This window comes from Frankia torreyi, from assembly GCF_000948395.1.
GTDB lineage: Bacteria > Actinomycetota > Actinomycetes > Frankiales > Frankiaceae > Frankia > Frankia torreyi.
Window position 1 is genome coordinate 41,354 of sequence record NZ_JYFN01000011.1, and the last position, 17,271, is coordinate 58,624.

The 17,271-nt window shown below is 73.6% G+C and carries 14 protein-coding genes and 3 pseudogenes; 3 read left to right on the plus strand and 14 right to left on the minus strand.

Annotated features, from left to right (window positions below; genetic code table 11):
* Window positions 1-158: 158 nt before the first annotated feature.
* From FF36_RS39905 to FF36_RS09290, 6 genes and pseudogenes are all read right to left on the minus strand, one after another.
* Window positions 159-671 carry a TadE/TadG family type IV pilus assembly protein gene (locus FF36_RS39905; protein WP_370657228.1) on the minus strand — a complete coding sequence of 171 codons (513 nt, stop codon included), beginning with the start codon at window positions 669-671 and terminating at the stop codon, window positions 159-161.
* 43 nt (window positions 672-714) lie between these two features.
* Entirely contained in the window at window positions 715-957 is a 243-nt protein-coding gene (locus FF36_RS09275; protein ID WP_044884594.1) for a hypothetical protein, read from the minus strand.
* A gap of 53 nt (window positions 958-1,010) precedes the next feature.
* Window positions 1,011-1,961 (minus strand): type II secretion system F family protein, encoded by a 951-nt coding sequence (locus tag FF36_RS09280; protein ID WP_044884595.1) that lies wholly within the window; start codon window positions 1,959-1,961, stop codon window positions 1,011-1,013.
* A 182-nt stretch (window positions 1,962-2,143) separates the two neighbouring features.
* Window positions 2,144-2,889, minus strand: a pseudogene (locus tag FF36_RS37520) (type II secretion system F family protein); the annotation flags it as partial.
* A 6-nt stretch (window positions 2,890-2,895) separates the two neighbouring features.
* A pseudogene (locus FF36_RS37525) lies at window positions 2,896-2,998 on the minus strand (type II secretion system F family protein); the annotation flags it as partial.
* Window positions 2,998-4,305: a TadA family conjugal transfer-associated ATPase gene (locus FF36_RS09290; RefSeq protein ID WP_044884597.1), complete on the minus strand. Its 1,308-nt coding sequence runs from the start codon at window positions 4,303-4,305 to the stop codon at window positions 2,998-3,000. The gene FF36_RS09290 and the pseudogene FF36_RS37525, both read right to left, overlap by 1 nt.
* Window positions 4,306-4,898: 593 nt before the next feature.
* Between FF36_RS09290 and FF36_RS09295 the strand changes: the two genes are divergently transcribed.
* Window positions 4,899-6,506: a PAS domain-containing protein gene (locus FF36_RS09295; RefSeq protein ID WP_044884598.1), complete on the plus strand. Its 1,608-nt coding sequence runs from the start codon at window positions 4,899-4,901 to the stop codon at window positions 6,504-6,506.
* 66 nt (window positions 6,507-6,572) lie between these two features.
* On the opposite strand, the gene FF36_RS09300 is transcribed toward FF36_RS09295, so the two are convergent.
* The 7 genes and pseudogenes from FF36_RS09300 to FF36_RS37530 all read right to left on the minus strand — a co-directional run.
* Window positions 6,573-8,609 (minus strand): hypothetical protein, encoded by a 2,037-nt coding sequence (locus FF36_RS09300; RefSeq protein ID WP_044884599.1) that lies wholly within the window; start codon window positions 8,607-8,609, stop codon window positions 6,573-6,575.
* 449 nt (window positions 8,610-9,058) lie between these two features.
* Window positions 9,059-9,553, minus strand: a complete 495-nt coding sequence (locus tag FF36_RS09305) for a DUF6912 family protein (protein ID WP_044884600.1) — start codon at window positions 9,551-9,553, stop codon at window positions 9,059-9,061.
* 137 nt (window positions 9,554-9,690) lie between these two features.
* Window positions 9,691-10,881, minus strand: coding sequence for a patatin-like phospholipase family protein (locus tag FF36_RS09310; RefSeq protein ID WP_044884601.1), 1,191 nt, complete (start codon window positions 10,879-10,881; stop codon window positions 9,691-9,693).
* A 250-nt stretch (window positions 10,882-11,131) separates the two neighbouring features.
* Window positions 11,132-11,632, minus strand: coding sequence for a transcriptional regulator (locus tag FF36_RS09315; RefSeq protein WP_041938893.1), 501 nt, complete (start codon window positions 11,630-11,632; stop codon window positions 11,132-11,134).
* 440 nt (window positions 11,633-12,072) lie between these two features.
* Window positions 12,073-13,407 (minus strand): CpaE/TadZ family protein, encoded by a 1,335-nt coding sequence (locus FF36_RS09320; protein ID WP_044884602.1) that lies wholly within the window; start codon window positions 13,405-13,407, stop codon window positions 12,073-12,075.
* On the minus strand, window positions 13,404-13,941 hold a 538-nt coding region (locus FF36_RS09325; RefSeq protein WP_242422397.1), incomplete at its 5' end, for a flagellar biosynthesis protein FlgA. The genes FF36_RS09325 and FF36_RS09320, both read right to left, overlap by 4 nt.
* 1 nt (window position 13,942) lies before the next feature.
* Window positions 13,943-14,177: pseudogene (locus FF36_RS37530) on the minus strand (SAF domain-containing protein); the annotation flags it as partial.
* Between the two features lie 504 nt (window positions 14,178-14,681).
* Here FF36_RS37530 and FF36_RS09330 point away from each other — a divergent pair.
* The gene (locus tag FF36_RS09330; protein ID WP_009740318.1) at window positions 14,682-14,918 is read left to right on the plus strand and encodes a helix-turn-helix domain-containing protein; all 237 of its coding nucleotides are present in this window, start codon (window positions 14,682-14,684) and stop codon (window positions 14,916-14,918) included.
* 29 nt (window positions 14,919-14,947) lie between these two features.
* Here the strand turns inward: FF36_RS09330 and FF36_RS09335 are convergent, their stop codons facing one another.
* Window positions 14,948-15,517, minus strand: a complete 570-nt coding sequence (locus FF36_RS09335) for a hypothetical protein (RefSeq protein WP_044884604.1) — start codon at window positions 15,515-15,517, stop codon at window positions 14,948-14,950.
* 160 nt (window positions 15,518-15,677) lie between these two features.
* Here FF36_RS09335 and FF36_RS09340 point away from each other — a divergent pair, with 160 nt between their 5' ends.
* Window positions 15,678-17,066 carry a LysM peptidoglycan-binding domain-containing protein gene (locus FF36_RS09340; RefSeq protein ID WP_044884605.1) on the plus strand — a complete coding sequence of 463 codons (1,389 nt, stop codon included), beginning with the start codon at window positions 15,678-15,680 and terminating at the stop codon, window positions 17,064-17,066.
* Window positions 17,067-17,271 lie beyond the last annotated feature (205 nt).

Genomic DNA, 17,271 nt, shown 5'->3' on the forward strand with positions numbered 1-17,271 from the left:
GGGTAGCCGATCCTTCCCCCACACCGCCCGGGCCCAGGCCGTCCGCGCTCGGACCGACCGGGCACGGAGCTTCTCCGGCCGTACCGCCTTTGCCGAGGCCGTCCGGGGCCGCGTCGTCCGGCCCCGGGCCGTCGAGGCGGTGCGCGACGGCCGGGGCGTCACGGCTGCTCCTTGACGGCATGGCCGGTGACAGTGATCGTCACGCCGTCGCCGAGGGGGACGAGGACGAGCGGGACGGCGACCTTGCAGGTGACCTGGACCAGCGGGGTGCCGCCGGGGCCCTCGACATCGGTGCCGGTGCAGACGGTGTCGGCGCGGCCGGGGATCGTCCGGGCGATGAGCGCCTGCGCGTAGGGGCCGCCGTCCGCGGCCGGGACGCCGAGGTTGGCGGCGTGCCGGGCGCCCTCCGCCGCGTCCGCCGCGAGCGTGTTGCGGATGTGCAGGATCAGGCCGACCTGCAGGATCCCGAGGAACAGGAACAGCAGCAACGTCCCCACCAGGATGAACTCGACGACGGCGGACCCCTCGTCGCCAGGCGAGTCCCCGTCGCCGAGCGGGACCCCGTCGCCGAGCGGGACCCCATCGCCGAGCGGGAACCCGTCGCCAGACGTGGGCCTGCCGCCCGCCGCGCTGTCCTCGCCCGTCGTGTCCTCGCCGTCGGGCCCGACCAGGCGTGTGCCCTCTCGCACGGCTGTGGCCGGCGTGGCCGGGAGGTCAGCCGCCGCCACCGCCGCCGACGCCCGACACCGAGTTGATGGCCGAGGTGAACAGGTTCTGCAACGCCGGCGTCGCCAGCGTGGCGATGGCGACGACGAGCGCCGCCGTCATCACCGTGATCATCACCCAGCCGGGGACGTCCCCCCGGTCGCGGCCGTCGCCGCCGACGCTGGTCGTGTGGATGGCCGACCGCCAGGCCAGCCACCTCGCCTTCAGGGTCTGCCCGATACGCCGTCCCATGTCTCCTCCATCACCGTCCGGTCCGAGCCCCGTGCCTTGAGCCCTGCGTCTGGTCATTGCGCGATCACCGTGAAGCTCACCAGGGCGGGGTAGAACGCGAAGATCACGGTCGTCGGCAGGACGAGGAAGACGACCGGGATCATCATCGCGATCTCCTTGCGGCCGCCGGCCTCCAGCAACTGGCGCTTGCCTGCCTCGCGGACGTCCATCGCCTGGGCGCGCAGGATGTCGGCCAGCGGCGTGCCGCGCTCGATCGCGACGGCCATGCCGTCGACGAACCGCGTCAGCGGCGCGAGCGCCGTGCGGGCGGCGATGCCCTCCAGGGCCTGCACGAGCGTGGCGCCGGAACGGGCGTCGGCGAGGGCCAGGCGCAGCTCGCGGCCCAACTCACCGTGCGTGAGGCGGCTGACCCGTTCGAGCGCGCCGATCGCGGACTCCCCCGCGGTCACCGCCAGCGCCAGCAACTCGGCGACCGTGGGGAACTCCAGCAGCATCCGGTCCTCGCGCTCGGTGATCGAGCGGGTCAGCCAGTACTCGCGGCCGACCACCCCGCCGGCGGCGCCGGCGACGACGAGGGCGACGCTCACCAGTGCCGGCGGGCCGATGCCGAGCAGGGCCCGCAGCGCCAGCAGGAACGCGCCGACCAGCGCGCCGCTGACCGCGCAGATCACCTGCTGGACCCGGAACTCCTCGATGCTGGTCCGCCCGCCCGCCTGGGTCAGCCGGCGCTGCAACGCCACCCGGCCGCCGAGAAAGCGATCGAGCCGGCCGGCGACGTCGGAGAGCAACGGCCGCACGAGCGCCTCGACGGCGGCGAAACCCGGACGAGTCGACGCCCGTGGCCGGTCGGCGAGCAGCCGGGACGGGGTGGGCGTGTCGCGCAGGTAGGGGTCGATCCGGTCGGCGAGCTGGATGCGCCGGGCCCGCGGCGACCGGTAGACGACGATGACCAGGCCGAGCCCGACGAGCAGGCCAAGCAGCGCCCCGGCGGCGACCATCGTCATGGCTGCATCCCCCGATCGGGCCCCGCCCCGAAGCCCCCAGGCCCGTCGAAGCCCCCTAGCGCGTCCAGGTCGGGAGCGGCGATCATCGGGCGGGCGCCCGCAGGATCGTCCGGGCGTGATCCGGAGCCACGCCCGGCGGTGGCGGTGGCGGTGGCCGCAGCCTGGGCGGCGGCGACCCCGCCGCGCAGCACCCGGCCCTCCTCGGGCAGCCGGCCGATCCGTTTCATCAGCAGGTAGGCGAGGGCCGACACGCCGCCGCCGACGACCAGCACCAGCACGCCGGTCGGGCTGTCGTACGCCTGCACGTTCTGGCCGCGGGTGGCCAGCAGGAGCAGCACGATCCAGGGGGCGGCGAGCGCGAGGCGGGCGGCGTTGACCGTCCAGCCCTGGCGGGTCTCCAGCTCGGCCCGGGTCCGCGCGTCCTCGCGCAGGAAGGTCGACAGGGTGCGCAGCAGGCGGCCGAGGTCGGTGCCGCCGACCTCTCGCGCCATCCGCAGCGACTCGATGATCCGGTCGGCGACCGGGTCGGCGAGCTCGTCGGCGAGCCGGTCCAGGCAGGTCGAGAACGATCCGGTGGCACTGTAGTCCTCGCCGAAACGGGTGAACGCCGGGCGTAGCTGCACCGGCCCGCGCACCCCGACGGCGGCCAGGCCCTCGGGCAGCGACATCCCGGCGCGCACGGCGCTGGCGAGGTTGTCGACGACGTCCGGCCACAGCTCCCGCAGGTCGTGGATCCGGCCGTGGCGGCGGCGGACGACCAGCGCCCGCGGCAGCAGGCTCGCGAAGACCGCGAACGCGCCGGCGAGCGACAGGGTCCCGGTGAACGCCAGCACGACGAGACCGACGAGCAGGCCGAGCGCAGCGCTGATCGCGACGAACTGGCGGGGGCTCAGGCCGCGGATGCCGGCCTGGGCGAGCAGCTCGGCGGNGGNGNGCTCCCAGCGCATCGTCGTCGGGCCGCGGGACTCGCGGGGCCGGCCGCTGGTAATGATCAGGAACAGGCCGAGCCCGCACAGCAGGCCGAGGAAGATGCCCATCAACGCTCCACGGCGATCTCGGGCCAGCCACCGCCAGGCCGGCGGTGGGGATGGTCGCGGTCCCCCTGCGCGAGCAGGGTGGGCAGGTCGTAGCCGGCGCGGGTGAAGCGGTCGACGTGCGGGGGAAAGCCGTCGGCGCGGACCAGGCCCTCGGCGCGGGAGCGGTAGATCTGGGCGATCTCCACGATGTCGCCCTCGGCCCGGCCGGGCAGCGCGACGATCTCGGTGACGCGCCGGCGACCCGAGACGTCCTTCTCCAGGTGGACGACGAGATCGACGCTGGCGGCCACGGTCGGCACGACGAAGGCGTGGCTGACGTTCTCCCCGGCGAGCAGCGGCAGCGTGCACAGCTTGGTGACCGCCTCGCGGGCCGAGTTGGCGTGCAGGCTGCACATCCCCGGCAGGCCCGAGTTCAGCGCGATGAGCAGGTCCAGCGCCTCCTCCTGGCGAACCTCGCCGACCACCAGGCGGTCCGGGCGCATCCGCAGCGCCTCCTTGACCAGCCGGCGCAGCCGGATCTCCCCGCTGCCCTCCAGGTTGGCCTGCCGGGTCTGCATCGCGACCCAGTCCGGCGCGCGCAGCTTCAGCTCGAAGACCTCCTCGCACGAGATCACCCGCTCGCGGGCGGGGATCGCCGAACCGAGGCAGTTGAGCAGCGTCGTCTTCCCGGCCTGGGTGCCACCGGCGACGATGATGTTGAGGCCGGAGACGACGGCGGCCTCCAGGAACGCGGCCGCCGCGGAGGTGATCGTGCCGAGCCCGACCAGCTCGTCGAGGCTGCCTGCGCTCAGCACGAACTTGCGGATGTTGATCGACCAGTGCACCCGGGTCACGTCGGGAATCACCACGTGCAGCCGGGAACCGTCGGGGAGCATGGCGTCGACGAAGGGGGTCGACAGGTCCACCCGCCGGCCGGACGATTTGAGCATCCGTTCGACCAGATCCTGCACCTGGTCAGCGGTGAGAATTGTCGTCGTCAGCTCGCTGCGACCGGCCCGCGCGACGAATACCCGACCCGGCTCGTTGATCCAGATCTCTTCGACGGTGGGATCGTCGAGATGGCGTTGCAACGGCCCGAAGCCGGCGACCGCGTCGTAGACCAGCCGAGCGGTGACATCCCGGTCGACGACGGGCGGAAGGTCGCTGACGAGAACGCGTTCCTCGTAGTCGGCGAGCACCTCCTGAACGAGCTGGCGGACCTGGGCCGGATCGCGCACGGGATCCAGGGAACGCCGCCGGACGAGCTCCCGGACCTCGTCCTCCACGAACGAGGTGGCGTCCAACCAACCGCCACGTGCCACCGCCACGAAAACCGCCGCTCCTCCAGCTCCGCCTCTTCCTCGGCCGGACAATTGCTACGAAGCGTAGGAAGAAGGTCACCGCTTATCAAGCCCCGACCATCAGGGCGGACGCAACAACGTTCGCACAACCCCCTCTGGGGGTGTGGGCCGGGTAGGACACAGGCAGGTCACGGTGTGCACAGCGTCCCACCTTGACCACCCATTTAGTTACTCTCCGCATCAAGAGTGCGGTCACGGATCGGGGGGCGACCATCGCGGCGCGCGTACATCCCGCGGGTCGGCAGTGCGCCGACCGCCCCGGAAACGCCCGCAGGATTTCGCCGCCGAATCGCCCCGGAGGCGGTAGCCTCGCGGCGGTCCCTAACCCGCTCATCCGTGAAGCCACAATCGCCTGCTGGGTCGACCGGTGGAGCCTCCCCCACCCTGCCGATCTCACCCGGTAAGCCACCAACGCCTGCCTCGGGGGTCCCTTCCGTGTCCGGTCAGCCATCGATCCACGGGCTCAGCAACCGCTTGCGAGAAGCCCGTCCGCCCACCGCGGCGACGCTGCCCAGGACCTGCCTGCGGCCCGCTACGCGCGGTTCGAAAGGGGCGACCCGATGAGTGGAAACCGAGATTTCCAGCCTTCGGACATGTTCGACAAGACCGCTTGGAAGATGTTCTGGCGAATTGTCGAAAATTGCCCGGTGGCGGTATTCGCCACCGACGCGATCGGTCGCCATCTCTTTGTGAACCGCCCGTGGTCCGAACTGACCGGACTTCCCCGCGACGAGGCGGTCGGCTGGGGATGGGACCGGGTCGTCCATCCCGACGACGTTGCCACCGTGGGCGACCACTGGCGGCGCCTGGTCACGCATGGCGACGGGTTCTCCGTGCAGATCCGGCTGGTGCTACCTGGCGGGGAGGCCCGGCGGGCGATCATCCAGACGGTGGCGACGTCCGCCGGCGACGGGCGGCGCCGCTTCGTCGGCACCCTCACGCCGGCCCCGGTGGGTGCGCCCACCGTCGGCGACGCCGCCAGCCGCGACACCCACGGCCTGGACGTCCCGGCGCACCCCGACAGCCACACTGGGTGGCTCACCGCCGACGACGCCGAACACGCCGCTGTGCCCGTCGAGTCCGAGGAGACGGCGCTGGATCTCACCCCCTTCGACGCGGACTTCTTCGACGAGCAGCTACTGGGTCACGAGCTGTTCGGCCAGGAGGATGTCGGACCGGAGGGGGTCCTGCCCGGCGGCCCCGATCGATCTGGCCTGTTCGACGGGCTGGGCGGGTACGACCCGTTCGACGACGCCGCCCGTGCCTTCCGCGAGTCCGCCGACGACCCGTTCCACTGGACCGATGCGCCGGCAGGCCCGGGCGAACCGGAAAGTCCGGACCACACCGCTGGAGCAAACCGGTCCGCGGACGGCCCGGCCGATCCCTCGCCGGATCTCGACGGCCCGGTGCTCGGTCATCCCGCTGGAACCGGGCACCCCCTGTCCGGGCCACCGGCGCGGTGGCCCGACGCGGACGACGCCGTGGCGAATCGGCGCTGGACGGTCCCGCTCCCCCGCCGGCCGATCCCCGGCGAGCCGACGCCCGGCCGGTCGGCCCCCCGTGAGATCCCGGAGGACCGATCCACGAGCTACCCTCGCGGCGCGCTCCCCCCCGGCGCCGAGTGGCGCGCCGCGGTCGTCCTGCACCGCAACGAGGAAGACGACCTGCATCCACGCCCAGCGCACGCCGACGGCGGGCACCCGGCCGAGGGCTGCGGCTGCCTGTTCGCCGAGGTGCGCCGGATCGAGGAGGCCTGCCGCGACCGGGAGCGTTGGCTGACGACCCTGCTCGCCGAGCTCGCGACCGCGGTCCTCATCGCCGATCGCGACGGCAGCGTCGTCGCCGTCAACCAGATGTACTGCGACCTGTTCGACCTGGCGGACTCGCCCGTCGACCTGGTTGGCACGGACTGCCGCCGCCATCTGCGGCCGCGGGCCGGGCTGGTCGACGACCCGTCCGGCTTCGCTGCCCGTCTGGACACCCTGCTGCGTCGGCGCCGGACGCTGCGCCGCGAGCCGGTCATGTTCGCCGACGGCCGCGTCTTCGAACGCAGCCACATCGCGCTGGCCGCGGCCGACGGCTACTGCGGCCACCTGTGGCTCTACAGCGACGTCACCGACCGCCGGATCCTCGAGGCCGAGATCGAGGGACTCATCTCCGGACTCTGAGCCACGGACCCGGGCGTCGCCGCGCCATGGCGACGCCCCGGGCCAGCTACGGGCGTGACACGCGCCCTAGTAGACGCCGCCGTAGTGGCGCACCTGGAGGTCCTGGGCCTGGCCCACCCAGTCGTCGGAGATGATCCGATCGCCGAAACCATCGAGCTTGTGGGCCAGCCGGTCGACGTCGGTGTCGCCCATCTCGGCGAGCTGGCTGAAGGTCGTGATGCCCAGCGCCCGCAGCCGTGATTCGATCACCGGGCCGATACCGACGATCTCCTTGAGGTTGTCGCCGCCGACGCCGCCCGGATCGAGCAGTCCGTTCCAGCGCGGCGCGGCCTCCTGGACGACCCGGCCGCCCGCGCCCTGCTCCCCCGTGGCGCCCGACCGCACGCCCGACGTGGTGACAGGGCTGCTGCCGGTCGGAGCCGGGATCCCCGCCACTGCCGCCGGTCGCTCCTTGGTGACGCCGGAGGTCCGGGCCCTCATTCCGGCCACGCCCAGCGTGCCCGAGCGAACCGGTTCGATCCCGCTCGCGGGCTCATCGGCACTCGGGGGCTCACCGGCACTCCCGGGCTCACCGGCACTCCCGGACTCGGCCGAGGCCGCCGCGAGGGCGGCGCCATCCGAATCCGGCCGCGCCGGCTCGTCGAGCCGCGCGGACTCCGCGCCCACCGCCAGCTCGTCCTGGAGTGCCGGCCCCGCGGCCCTCGCCGACGCGACGTCGGCGGCCGGCTCACCAGCGTTGGCGGGCTCGGCGACATCAGCCGACTCGGCAACATCAGCCGGCCCTGCAACGTCGACCGGCTCGACAACGTCGACCGGCTCGTCGACATCCACCGGCTCGGCGACCTGGGTCGGCTCGGCGACCTGGGTCGGCTCGGCGGCGAGGAGAGGAGCGGCGGCCCGGGCCGAGCTGACGGCGCGTGCCGAGGCCACGGCCTTCGCCGTACCGACGATCTCGGCGTATTCGACGGCGGCGGAGTACTCCACCCTGCGCCCGGCCGCGGAGGTCTCGGGGGTGGAGGCCGCAGCCGCGGAGGTGCCGGGGGTGGAGGTCGCAGCGGCGGAGGGGGCGGGCTCCGCTGCCGGGTCGGCGGCGGGAGCGGTCTCGGTGCCGCGACCGAGAGCGGACTCGGTCCGCTCGATCCGGCCGAGCAGGCTGACGCGCTCGGCCGCCCATTCGGCCTGATGCCGGTCGAGCCGGGTGGTCATGGTCGCGACGAGACGCTGGGCGTCCTCGGCCTCGGTGCGCGCCATCGCCAGCCGGGAGGAGAACTTCGCCGCCCGGCCCTCCGCCTCGACAAGCTGCTGGCGCAGCAGCTCGGCCTCGCGCGCGAGCTCCGCGACGGTGAGCCCGGTGTCCGCCGCGGTGGTGTCCGGGTCGGCCGGTGACGCGTCACCCGCCGCCCGCGCGCCGCCGGCGGCGCTCGTCACGGCCTCGACCCTGGCGCGCAGCGTGGCCTCGATCTCCTCGACCCGGGCGCTCGCCGTCATGGCGTGCCGCTCCGCGGCCCCGATCCGCTGCTCGGATTCGGCCGCTCGCTGTTCGGCCACGGCGAGGCGGGCGGTCAGGTCGGCCTTCTCCAGGGCGGCGTCGTCCCGCTGGCGGCGCAGCAGGGCGACGAGCTCGGCGACGGGTTCCCCGACGCGCACGGCGTTGATCGGCAACGGGATCGGCCCGGTGGTGGCGAGTTCCGCCCCCACCGTGTCGGGCCCGAAGGCACGGGAATCCGCGTCAGGCCCGAGCCGGTCGCCGGCGGCCACCGCGGGATCCAGGCGCTCGGCGGACTCGACAGGCTCCGGGAAACGCTCGGAGTCGCCCTCAAGCGCGATGTCGCCGCTGAGCTCCCCGGGGTGCGGCGGGAGCGCGAGTGCTGTCCCAGCAACATCGGCCGTCTGAGGGCCGGTCCCCCGGGCGTCGCTTCTCCGGGCGTCGGCCACGGCGTCGGGCGTCGGCTCGGCGCCGCCGACCCTGGGTTCCGGCTGGGCGTCGCGGGTCTGGCGCACCTGCCGGCGCAGCGGGGCGATGAGGAACACCCACGCAAGCGCGGCGCCGATGACCATCGCCACCAGCACATACGCCAGGATCTGCCCGGCGAGGTACAGCATCGGCTGCCAGCCTCCTTACGCGGTGGGTTACCAAGATCCATACCCGCCCGGGCCGGCATCCCGGCACGAAGGGTGTTGGGAGAAAAACGGACGATCGACGCCAACCGGGCAGGAACCCGACCGACACCTCACGGCCTGCCTACGCATTATTCGCAACACACGACAGCGGCCGTACCCCGGGGAGGCACAACCGTTGTCCATCTGGACCGGTTTGCGTGGAGAAAAGCCGGCCGCGGACGCCGATCGGCGAGGCAGACCGGTGTGATGGAGCCGGATGGCCACCGCAAACGCCGTCCGACGCCAACATTTCACGCCGGGTGAGCACCGGCCCGGACATCACACCCCAACGAACCATCAATGGGTGTGGTCTACCTCACACTGCAGGCCAGTCGGCGTGCCGAACACCGTCCAGGCATCCAGCCGACCCGCCAACGACGGGGCGGGCCTGCTCACAGCAGGTCGGGCAGCTCCTGCGGGGCGAACCAGAGCAACTCGAAGCCTTCGACGCTGTCAACGGTGAAGGCCGCGTCCTCGCCGCCGAGGTCGGCCTCGACAATGTGATCCGCCGCCTCGGCCACCGCGTCGAGAACCTCGCCATCGTCGCCGTCGTCGACGTGGATCGCTCCCACTGCCGACCAGGGCACCGGGAAGTCGACCTCGACGGCGCCTCGTTCGAGGTCGTCCCGGACGCGGACGTCGCCGTCGGCGAGGTCCGCGACGAAGACCAGGCGTCGGCGTGGGGCCGCCGGGTCGGCGTCGAGCAGGCGCAGGCTGGCGCGCGCCGCGTCGTGCAGCACCGCGTACTCCAGCTCCTCCTCGGACTCCGACTGGGCGTACCACTCACGCAGCGCCGGCGTGACCGCAAAGCCCGTCCCAGCCGGCACCTGCCCGGACTCCCACACCGATCGCGCGGCGTTGAGCGTGGACGGCAGGTAGATGCGCACCCGACCAGTCTCGCAACCAGCCGCGCCGGACGACCAACGAGGGTCCCATCCGGCGGGCACCACGGGCGCGGTCTTAGCCGCACCGTCGGGGCGCGGTGGTTGGGAGCGGGCCGGTGCCATGGCTCGGGACCGCCCGCTCAGCCGGCCAGGTCCAAGCCGAGCCGGCCCTTCGGTTGACCGGCGCCCTCGCCGGTGCCGGCGCCCCCCTCGACGCCGGCACCGCCGCGGGTGCCGGTCCCGGTCCTGGAAGCGGCAGTGGTTGCGGCGGCGACCGCGCGGGCGGCGGAGGTCGCGCCGGCGCCGGTGGCAGTGGTGGCGCCGGTGGCAGTGGTGGCGCCGGTGCGGGCCGACCGGGGCCGTGGGCGCGCGCGGGCGCTCGCGCGCAGGGCCGCGCACGTGGTCCGCAGGCTGGTCTCGAACACCTCCGCGCGGCGGGTCAGGTCCATCAGGTTGCCGCCCATCACCGCGAGGTCCTCTGGTCCGGGAGACAGCACCGTCACCCGGGTGCCCGCGGCCTCGACCAGCTCGATCTCCCGCAGCAACCGACGGGTCGCCGCGCGCCGGACCTGCCGTTCGACCAGGGCCACCGCGCCACGGGGGCGGTCGCTGGCCAGCGAGCAGGCCGGCGCGAGCACGAGCACCTCCTCGAGCTCGGCGTCGGCGAGCAGGTCGACCGACGTGGGCGAGCGGGTCCCGCCGTCGACGAAGCGCTGACCGCCTGACTCGATCGGGGCGTACCAGCCGGGGATCGCGCAGGACGCCATGACCGCCTCGGGCAGTGTCACTCGGGGTGCGTCGGGCGAGCCGAACAGCACCCGGTGACCGGTGTCGAAGTTCATCGCGACGACCCGCAGGTTTGGCGGGGCGGGCCAGTCGGCGAGGTCCAGTCCCCTGCGGTCCATAGCGGCGGAGACCAGGTCGCCCACCGCGGAGATCTTGCCGCGGCCCTGCGGCAGAATCGCCGCCAGGGTGACCATCGGCGAGGCGTGCCGGGGGTGCAGCGCGCTGGCCGTGAGCAGCCGTGGCGAGCCCATTCGCATCCGGGGCCGTGGGGGCAGGGAGGCGCCGAGGTCGCGGTAGTCGAGGACGGGGTCGCCCGCCTCGTACAGCCCGCGCTCGGAGTTGGCCATCACGTCGATGCCGACGCCGAGGCCGAGCAGAGCCGCGACGACGGAGCCGGCCGAGGTACCGACCACCAGGTCGCTACTGCCCAGGTCACGGCCGGTCTCGGTCTCGACGGCCCGCATGGCGCCGATCATCCAGGCGGAGCCGAGGACTCCGCCCGCCCCGAGGACCAGGCCCCTGCGCGGGGCCCGCCTTCTGGTCATTGTCCACCTCCCGGCGCGGCGGTCGGGAGGGGATGTGCCCTGCGCGGGGCACCTGCCGCCCCGGTCCGCCCGCTGCCATGTGGGCCGCCCGGTCGCACCTGGACCGGGCGGCCGCCGGCGGCGGTGTGCGCCGCATGGGACCTCCCGGGGATGGGCCAGTCGCAGTCCACGGTCCGCGTCGACCGTTCGTTGCCTGCGGCGCGTGACGCGCCCGGACGGGCCACCGGACTACGCCGGCGGTTTCTCGCCGCTACTCCGGCGGTTCCTCGCTCTCCTCGGGGAAGGTCGTCTCCAGGACGCCCCAGTTGCGCAGGCGCTCGGCGAACTCCTGCGGCGTGGTGTCGTGCAGCAGGGCGAGCGCGCGCACATCGCCGTCGCGGATGGACAGCACGTGCCCGGCGTAGTCGTCGCGCTGGCGCTGGATCTGCGCCACCCACCGCCGGACGAGCGCGGAGGTGTCGGGTGGCGCCTCGCTGAGCTTCTCCAGGTTCAGGACCGTGCGCGGGCGGCGCTCGCGCGGGGGCAACTGGTCCTCGCTGGGCAGCAGCGCCGACACCGGCACTCCGTAGAACCCGGCGAGTTCGGAGAGCTGGTGGACGCTGATCATCCGGTCCCCGCGCTCGTAGGAGCCGACGGCGGCGGTCTTCCAGCGGCCGCGCGACTTCTGCTCGACCCCCTGGAGCGACAGCCCCTGCTGTATCCGAATCGCCCGCAGGCGGGCGCCCACCGCCTTCGCGTACTCCCGGCTCACCCGACACACCCCCTAGCCGTCTCGCCCGAGCATCCCCGTGCCTCCGGCTCCCCGGACACGGTTGCGGCCGCGCTCCGGATGGCACCTTCGAGGCCTGCTCAACACTAACGTAACGTTGCCGAAAGGGGACTCTCACGCAGACATACATTGCATCACGCTATGCAGCGTGACTGCGCCGCCATTAACGTTCATACTTCATAGTGCATCAGACCGACGTCCTTTCGTGGCCGATCTCCTGCCACTGGAAGCTTTGAGTAAGATCCCCTTCACTTCTTGACCGGAACCGTTCCACACAGCGATGCCCACGAATCGCTCGCTGTAACCATGACCGCTACACATTCATGATGAGACGAATGCTTTATGTCACGGTTATGCCGTGAGCGTAACGGTGAGTTGTCATCGCCCGGTCCAGTCGGCCGCGCTCACCGGCCGACGATCACCTAGCGCGACTGGCGCCGGAACCCGCTGCGGCGCCGGCGGCCGACCGCGGGCCGCCCGGCCAGCCGAGCGGCCAGATCCCTGATCGCGAGCCGGGCGGGGGAGGTGGGGGCGATGTCCCGCAGGAGCTGACCCGCGACCTGTGCCGCATCGAGCCCGGCGAGGTCATAGGGCACGAGCGCGACCGGCTCGGTCCCGGTGTGGCGCAGGATCGCCCGGCCGACCTCCCGGGACGGGTCGCCGCCGACAACCGAGGCCCGCAGCCGGTTGACCACCACGAGCGGATCTGCCGCCGGGACAGCCTCCCGCAGATCGGCCAGTCCACGGACGAACCGGACCAGACCGACCGGCTCCGCCGAGGCGACCGCGAGGACGATGTCGGCCGCCTCGAGCACCGCGAGCGTCGCGCCGTTGCGCCGCGGCGCCGCGGTGTCGAAGGACAGCTCCTCGTCCGTCTCCAGACAGAAGCCGCAGTCCACCACCACGTACGACGCCAGCCGCCGGGACATCGACAGCACCGTTTCGATGGACGCCGGGCGCAGCTCGGGCCACCGCGACGGCCGGGAGATGCCGGGCAGCACCCGCAGGCCCTCGCCCAGGTCCCGGCACAGCACGGCCAGCCGCGGCACGTCGAGCAGGCCCTGGTTGGCGGACCGGGCCGCGGCGGCCAGGCCCGGCGCCTCCTCCAGCAGGCCGACGAGCTGGCCGATCGCCCCGCCGTAGGAGTCGGCATCCACCAGCAGCGTCGAGAACCCCAAGGCCGCGATCTCGGCGGCGAGGCACAGCGCGATCGTCGTGCGCCCCGGCGCTCCGGCCGGCCCCCAGACCGCGATCACCCGGCCGTCACCGGCCTCCCCGAGGCCGAGGCCGTCGGTGCCGGTGCCGGCCGGGGCGAGCTGCCCGAAGCCCAGCAGCGGCTCGCTGTAGGAGGAGGCGGCGGCGGGCCAGGCCGCCGGGCCGGCGGCGTGGGACGCCAGCGCACGGGAGGCCTCGACGACGGCGCCGGCAACCACCTCGGCGGTGGCGTCGGCGGGGATGACCGCCGCGACGCCGAGCTGGCGCAGGCGGCGGTCCGCGTCCTCGTCCCCGGGCGCGATCAGGCCGACCACCGCGATGCCGGCCATCGCCAGGCGGGTCAGCGCATCGCGGTCCAGCCGGCGCAGATCGGCCGACAGCAGCGCCGCGCGCGCCGCACCGGTCGTCGCCGCAGCAAGCAGATCCGGCAGGTCGACACAACGGCGCACCACGGTGACGCCGAGATCGCGGCGATCGAAGGCCGAGACCAGGCCGGCCTCGACCTCGGAGTCGGTCACCGCGGTCAGGATCGGCAGGCTCACCGGCCGTACCCCGCCACGGTGGTCGGTCCGGTCGAGCCGACGCCGCCGCGGGAGTCCCGTTCGAGCTTCACGACGTCGACCCGCTCGCTCTGGGACGCCGCCACGGCCTGGATCGCGTTGTCGACCGGCACGCGCAACGTCAGCGAGCGGTCACCGCTGGCCAGCTTCTCCAGCCCGACGAACTCGACGTCGTGCAGGACCAGCGACTCGGCGCCGGCCCCCGCGGCCGGCGCCGGCTGGTTCGGCTGGTTGCCGGCCTGGTCCCCGGAGCCGGTGGCCGCCGCGGCCCCGGCGGAGAACACGTAGACGTCGACGTGGTCGCCGGGCTCGAGGACGGGCAGCCGGCCCGCCTTGACCATGACCGGAACCAGCCTGGTGGACTGCGTGTTCCGCCCGGCGAAGTCGGCCCCGCTGACCAGCTCCCCGGCGTCGACGGGCCGGGCGAGGGTGGCACCGGTCAGGTCACGCAGCCGGCCGCCCGGATAGTAGCGGTCGGACGTCCTGGCATCGAGCCGGGCGGACACCGTGGTCAGANCCCCCGCCACGATGACGTGCCCGGCGGGCAGGCCGGTCCTCGCCACCGCCCACTGCCGGGTCGAGTCCGCCGACGCGAACAGCCGCGCCCCCACGACGACCGAGACGAGCACGAGCAGCACCCCGACGAGCAGCCGGGAGTCCCGCCAGCGCCGCCGGGTCAGCCGGCGGGCGGGAGGCGAGCCCGGCGGCGGGGGCGCCTCGGGACGGACCGGCGCCGCGGCGAGCTCGGTCACCGGGAGACCTCCCTTTTCTCCTGGCCGGACCATTGGTGCATGTTCACACCTTCCGGTCGCAGAGCGTACGCGGTCGAAGGCCCCGAACCCACCGAAACCAGCGAGGATTCCGCTGCGGAACGCCACCGTCGACAATCGGTGTCCACCGACCGCCCGCGCGCAGCGACATCCCGGGTGTCCTGAGCTCACCAGTTGGACGCGCAGCGGGCCCGGTGCGATGCGCGCCGGGACGAAGCCGCGCGATTTTCGCGTCGCCGGGTCCGACCGCCCGGGCGTTCCGCGCCGCTTCCCACGGGTGGCGACGCAGCTCAGGGAGCCGCCGGGCCCGGCGGCCGGCCGGCGACGGCAGGCGCGGATGGTAGCGGACCAGAACAGCCACGAGCGAGAGCTTTCGGGGGCGTCCGCGCGTAGTTATCCACAAGCTGAAGCATCTGGACGCGATGAACAGTGGAATCTCTGATACACACGTGAGGAGAGACATCCGCCCTCAGTAGGAGGACTTTGATGAACGACCGCTTCCTTCAGCTGAGCGATGTGGCGGACATCCTCAACATCTCGTCCAGCCAGACCTATGCCCTCGTCCGCTCGGGCGAGCTCCCCGCCATCAAGATCGGCGGTCGGGGGCAGTGGCGGGTGGAACGCTCGGAGCTGGAGGCGTACATCCAGCGTGCCTACGAGCAGACCAGGGCCTTCGTCGCGGCCAATCCCATGAGCCGCAACGAGGCCGTGCCGGAGGACTGACACCGCCATCGAGCCACTCCCCGGACCGGTCAGGGGACGCGGCGCACGTAGGCGATCGCGTCGAGCGGCATCGTCCACCCCGACCGGACCCGCCCTCGGCGGGCGAACTCGCCCACCGCGTGCTCGGCGACCTCCAGGAAGTCCGCCCCCACCCGGACCGGCGTCCCGTGCAGGCTCGTCCCGTCCACGAACAACAGCGTGCACACGGAGCGGTCCCGAACGAGCCCGCGCAGCACGTACCGCAGGTCCAGCTTCGCGGCCAGCGGCCCCTCGTGCCCCGGCTGGGCGGAGACGACCGGCAGGTTCTCGACCGCGAGCAGCGAGCGCATCGGCACCAGCACCTCCGTCGCGCCGGGCTCCGCGAGCAGGAACCAGTCCACCCCCAGCGCGGACAGCGTGCCGTGCAGCGTCTCCGGCGCCCGCTGCCCGCCCAGCACCCGGCAGCGCGCCGGGTGTCCCACGACGGGCCGCAGGCGATCGATCAGCCGCAGGTAGGCGGCCTCCCGGCGGCTGCGGTCGGCGAGCTCGGCGGCGAGCTCGGCAGCCTCGTTCGCCTCCCACTGCAGCTCGAGGTCCGCGAACAGGTCCTCCCAACGCATCGGGTCTCCTCCCGTACGGGTACGTTCCGCTGCACACCGGGCGACTCGATCCCTCACGCACGACGCAAGCGGGATTGACAGTGGGACGCCAGAGGTTTACACAACCAAACATAGGCAAACGAAGTCGTTCGACGACATCCGGCAGACAGGAGCAGCGACGATGATCGCGGGAGCGGCTCGGCGGACACTGGCGCTGTTCGCCGGTGCGGCCGGAGCCGCGGGCACGGCGATCATATTGATCGTCTTCGGCCCTCGGCTGGCGGACCTGCCGGCCGGCGTCGGCGATGTGCCCGACTGGTTCACCGCGGCACCCGAGCAGGCCCTCGTTACGGTCGTCGGTGCGGTGGCGTGGCTGTGCCTGCTCTGGCTGTGCCTGGGCGTCCTGCTCGGCGTGGCCGCCGCCATCCCCGGCGGCGTCGGCCGGCTCAGCGCGGCGCTGGCCCGCCTGATCCTGCCCCGCGCGATGCGTCGGATGATCGAAATCGGTCTCGGCGTCACCCTGGTCGCCGGCGTCGCGCCGGTGATGGCGGCGATGCCCGCCGCGGCCGCCGGCAGCCACCCGGCGACCGGGATCGGCGTCACGGCGCCGGCGACGTTCCCCGATCTCGGCCGCCCGGCGACGGTCGGTCTCGGGGACGCGGGGGTGCCGGCCTCAGGTCACGCGACCGGCCTGCCGTCCCTCGACCGCCCGGCCGCGACGGCGCCCGACGCGGCCGCTACCGACACGGCCCCGACCGGCGCGGCCGGCGCCCGCTCCGCCGCGCCCGGACCCCGGCTGCAGGGCGTGACCTACCACGGCGAGGCGGCCCGTCCGGCGCCGGCCTCACCCGGCGCGGTCGGGCTGCCCGACCTCGATCGCCCCGACCTCGATCGCCCCGCCCCGGCCACGCCCCGGCTACCCGACCTCGGCCGCCCGGCCTCCGCCACCCCGGCCACCACCGCAGACGAGGGCGCCAGCCCGACGATCTCCGTGCCGGGCCTGGGCGAGGCCATCCCCGTCGTCGACCTGCACGCAACCGCACCGGCGTCGACCTCGTCGACACCGCCCCACTCTCCGGACGCCGCCCAGAGCGGCGCTCCGGCGGCCCCTGACCCCGGCCCCCCCGTCCGGCTCATCGCGGCACGCACGTCGGTGAGCTGGCCGGATCTTGAGCGTCCGGCTACCGATCCGCCGCGCACCGCGGCGCCGTCGACGGCACCGACCGGCCCGGCCCCCGCCGGCGGTGCCTCGGCGGCGCCCGCGCGACAACCCGCGTCCTCGGCGCCGGCACGCGACCCGCTTGTCCCGTCCTCGCACCGCGGCACCGGCGTTCCGGCCAGCCCGTCGGGCACCGGCCAGTCGGCTCGCGCCGGCGAGGCCGAGGAGGTCGTCGTCCTGCGCGGGGACAACCTGTGGACGATCGCCGCCCGTCATCTCGGCCCCACCGCCACACACGAGCAGATCGCGGCCGAATGGCCCCGCTGGTGGGCCGCGAACTCCGACGTGATCGGCCACGACCCGAACCTGATCCTTCCCGGCCAACGCCTCAAACCGCCATCCGGGCCCTGACCCCGCCCGCCACCATCGGAGCCTGCCGTGACCGCCACCTGTGCCCTGACCCTGCCCCGGCGACCACACTCGGTCCCCGGCATGCGGCTGCTCCCCGTAGCCCCAAACGAACCGCCCTACGACGACGAGATCGAGCCCGTAGCCGCAAGCGGTCGACCGGCCCACACTCGGATCCGACCCGCTCGGCGAGCCGGCGGCGCCGCCG

Coding starts and splice junctions, on each gene's coding strand:
- FF36_RS09280 (WP_044884595.1), bottom strand. CDS start 1,961: ATGACGATGGTCGCCGCCGGGGCGCTGCTTGGCCTGCTCGTCGGGCTC.
- FF36_RS09275 (WP_044884594.1), bottom strand. CDS start 957: ATGGGACGGCGTATCGGGCAGACCCTGAAGGCGAGGTGGCTGGCCTGG.
- FF36_RS09295 (WP_044884598.1), top strand. CDS start 4,899: ATGAGTGGAAACCGAGATTTCCAGCCTTCGGACATGTTCGACAAGACC.
- FF36_RS09300 (WP_044884599.1), bottom strand. CDS start 8,609: ATGCTGTACCTCGCCGGGCAGATCCTGGCGTATGTGCTGGTGGCGATG.
- FF36_RS09310 (WP_044884601.1), bottom strand. CDS start 10,881: ATGACCAGAAGGCGGGCCCCGCGCAGGGGCCTGGTCCTCGGGGCGGGC.
- FF36_RS09330 (WP_009740318.1), top strand. CDS start 14,682: ATGAACGACCGCTTCCTTCAGCTGAGCGATGTGGCGGACATCCTCAAC.
- FF36_RS09340 (WP_044884605.1), top strand. CDS start 15,678: ATGATCGCGGGAGCGGCTCGGCGGACACTGGCGCTGTTCGCCGGTGCG.
- FF36_RS09335 (WP_044884604.1), bottom strand. CDS start 15,517: ATGCGTTGGGAGGACCTGTTCGCGGACCTCGAGCTGCAGTGGGAGGCG.